This window comes from Mycobacterium sp. (genome assembly GCF_051006775.1).
Taxonomy (GTDB): domain Bacteria; phylum Actinomycetota; class Actinomycetes; order Mycobacteriales; family Mycobacteriaceae; genus Mycobacterium.
Genome location: NZ_JBPCSX010000228.1, coordinates 1 through 3,217 on the forward strand (window position 1 = coordinate 1; position 3,217 = coordinate 3,217).

Annotated in this window: 5 protein-coding genes and 1 pseudogene; all 6 read left to right on the top strand. The window is 67.7% G+C overall.

Going from position 1 to position 3,217, the window contains the following annotated elements:
- Positions 1-249 (top strand): LytR C-terminal domain-containing protein (locus ACR2JI_RS16185; RefSeq protein ID WP_526391781.1); only part of this gene is annotated, 249 nt, incomplete at its 5' end.
- A 19-nt stretch (positions 250-268) separates the two neighbouring features.
- On the top strand, positions 269-928 hold the full coding sequence (gene sodC / locus ACR2JI_RS16190) for a superoxide dismutase[Cu-Zn] (RefSeq protein WP_526391783.1): 660 nt from the start codon (positions 269-271) through the stop codon (positions 926-928).
- Positions 882-2,033 (top strand): glutamate--cysteine ligase, encoded by a 1,152-nt coding sequence (locus ACR2JI_RS16195; protein ID WP_526391785.1) that lies wholly within the window; start codon positions 882-884, stop codon positions 2,031-2,033. The genes sodC and ACR2JI_RS16195 overlap by 47 nt, the downstream gene beginning before the upstream one ends.
- 8 nt (positions 2,034-2,041) lie before the next feature.
- Positions 2,042-2,365, top strand: a complete 324-nt coding sequence (locus ACR2JI_RS16200; RefSeq protein ID WP_526391787.1) for a hypothetical protein — start codon at positions 2,042-2,044, stop codon at positions 2,363-2,365.
- A complete protein-coding gene (locus ACR2JI_RS16205; protein WP_526391789.1) occupies positions 2,365-3,003 on the top strand; it encodes an LON peptidase substrate-binding domain-containing protein in 639 nt (212 codons plus the stop codon). The genes ACR2JI_RS16200 and ACR2JI_RS16205 overlap by 1 nt, the downstream gene beginning before the upstream one ends.
- 61 nt (positions 3,004-3,064) lie before the next feature.
- A pseudogene (locus tag ACR2JI_RS16210) lies at positions 3,065-3,217 on the top strand (MspA family porin); the annotation flags it as partial.

The following is a 3,217-nucleotide window of genomic DNA, read 5'->3' on the forward strand; positions in this document are numbered from 1 at the left end:
AGCGTCTCCGACGATCAGGCGGGCGCCACCCGGCTGGGCGAGCGGTTGCGGGAGGCAGGCTGGAACGTCACCGAGGCGACCACCTCGACGGTGGCCCAGGTTCCGGCCACAACGGTCTATTTCGGCAGTGCCGAGGGCGAGAAGGAGGCCGCCGAGGCGGTCGGCAAGATTCTCGAGGCGCCGGTCGAGGTGCGCATACCGGAAATCGCCGAGCAGCCCCCCGGCGTGATCGTGCTCGCCACCGGTTAGCTCCGATAGGCTCAGGGCCATGGCCGAACCCGCGATCGTCCGGAAGTGCGCCGTCCTTGTCCTCGCCGCACCGGTCATCCTGCTCAGCGCCTGCAGCCCGGACAACCCGGCCCAGCGTCCCGACCCGACGTCGTCGGCCCCCGCCCCGGTCGCGCCTGCGAACGCACTGACGGCGCAGATCAACGCACCGGACGGCTCGCAGGTGGCCGCCGCGACCATCGAGTTCAAGGATGGTTTCGCCACCGTCACCGTGCAGACTTCTGAACCTGGCAAATTGGCGCCCGGGCCGCATGGACTGCATTTCCACACCGTCGGCCGGTGTGAGACGAACTCGGTCGCCCCCGCCGGCGGTGCCCCGGGTGACTTCCTGTCGGCCGGCGGGCACTTCCAGGGGGCCACCCCCGCAGCCCATCCGGGCCACGCCGGCGACCTCAGTTCGCTACAGGTGCGCCCCGACGGCACCGCGATGCTGGTGACGACCACCAGTGCCTTCACCAGAGAGGAGCTGCTGGCCGGTCCCGGGACGGCGATCATCATCCATGAGGGCGCGGACAATTTCGCCAACATCCCGGCCGACCGGTACCAGCAGATCAACGGTGCGCCTGGACCCGACGAATCCACCTTGGCCACCGGTGACGGCGGCAAACGGGTCGCCTGCGGTGTCATCAGCGCCGGTTAGGATCGACTTCGCCGGCTCGCCGCGACCGACACTCGGCGTGGAGTGGGAGTTCGCCCTCGTCGATAGCGAGAGCCGGGACCTGTCCAACGAGGCAGCCGCGGTGATCGCCGACATCGGTGACAACCCGCACGTGCACAAGGAACTACTGCGCAACACCGTCGAGATCGTCACCGGCATCTGCGACACCGTCGCCGGAGCGATGGACGATCTGCGGACCACCCTTACCTCCACCCGTGAGGTCGTGCGGGACCGGGGCATGGAACTGTTCTGCGCGGGTACGCATCCGTTCGCCCAGTGGTCCGCGCAGGAACTGACCGAAGGTCCGCGATACGCCGAGCTGATCAGCCGCACCCAGTGGTGGGGGCGTCAGATGCTGATCTGGGGGGTGCACGTCCACGTTGGGGTCTCCTCAGCGCACAAGGTGATGCCGATCATCTCCTCGCTGCTCAACCACTACCCGCACCTGCTGGCGTTGTCGGCGTCGTCCCCGTACTGGGCCGGTGAGGACACCGGCTATGCCAGCAACCGGGCGATGATGTTTCAGCAGCTGCCTACCGCGGGACTGCCCTTCGGGTTCCAGACCTGGCGCGAATTCGAACGATTCGTGCATGACCAGAAGACCACCGGCATCATCGATCAGGTCAACGAAATCCGTTGGGACATCAGGCCATCCCCCCATCTTGGGACCGTCGAGGTCCGCATTTTCGATGGCGTGTCCAATATCGGGGAGTTATCCGCTCTGGTAGCCCTGACGCACTGCCTGATCGTGGACCTGGACCGGCGCCTGGAAGCAGGTGAGCAGTTGCCTGTCATGCCGCCGTGGCATGTCCAGGAGAACAAATGGCGGGCGGCTCGCTACGGATTGGACGCGATCATCATCCTGGACGCCGACAGCAGGGAGCGGCCGGTCACCGAGGATCTCGACGACCTGCTCAGCCGGTTGGAGCCGGTTGCCAAGTCGCTGGAGTGCGCCGACGAATTGGCCGCGGTGGCCGAGATACCCCGTCGGGGCGCTTCGTATCAGCGCCAGCGCCGGGTGGCCGAGGCGCACGGCGGGGATCTGCGTGCCGTGGTCGATTCGCTCGTCCGCGAACTGGACGTCTAGGGGGGCGGATGGAACGGCTTCGCAGGACCGCCGCAATCGCGGTGACAGCCGCCGCGGTGCTGGGTGCAGGCGGCTGCAGCAGGGCGATCGGTGGCACCCCGGTGGCCGCCCCCGGTGAGGTCGGCGTCGCCGCGTTGCTGTCCACCACATGCCGTGAGTACGTGAGCATGAAGGACGGTGCCCGCCGCGACGTCATCGCTGCCATCGGGCAGGACGGCAACAAGCTGGTGGCGGCCAACCCTGATCTGTGGGTGGGAGTGGCTGCCGCGCTGTGCACCTTCGTCGCCCCGGGTGCTCCGGTGAAGGACGTGGTCACCGGCGGGGTCCGGTAATGCAGCGGCCGCTTCCGATGTTCCCGCTGCAGTCCGCCCTGCTTCCCGGGGAGACGCTGCCGCTGCGCATCTTTGAGCCCCGGTACTCCCGTCTGGTGCAGGACTGCCTCGGCGCTGCTGATCCGGTCTTCGGTGTCGTTCTGATCAGCCAGGGCCGTGAGGTGGGCGGTGGTGATATCCGCAGCGATATCGGGGTGCTGGCGCGCATCACCGATTGGGCCGAAGACGGTCCGGGTCAATATCAACTCATCGCCCTCGCGGGGGAGCGGATCAATGTCAGCCGCTGGTTGCCCGACGATCCCTATCCCGTCGCCGAGGCCGAGCCGTGGCCCGACGATCCGGGGCCGGAGGTCGGTCCCGAGCGGATCGGAGATGTGGTGGACGTCATCCTGACGCTCTATCGCCGAGTTGCCGACGCCGCCGGCGGCCGCATCCGGCCGGACGCGCTCGCCGTTGACGCTGCGACGGCCGAGGACCCGGCGCGGCACCTATACGCGCTGGCCGCGCGCGTTCCGATGGGTCAGGCCGACCGCTATGCCGTGCTGTCCGCGCCCACGCTGGCCGCGCGCGTCGACACCTTGATCGACGCTGTTGAAACCGTCACCGCAATGGTCGAATTCCAGCTTTCCGACGAGTGACGTGCGTCCGGAATCGGCACTCGGGACGCGGTCAGGGCCCGGGCACGATAAGGTTCCGCGCATGAAGCTCATCAGTCGGACCCTGGTAGCGCTTTCCCTCGCCTTCGCGGCGTTGTTCGCAGGCGCGGGTTCCTCGCAGGCGGCGTTGGACAATCAGATGTCTCTGGTGGACGGCAAGGGTCGCACGATGACGATCCAGCAGTGGGACACCTTC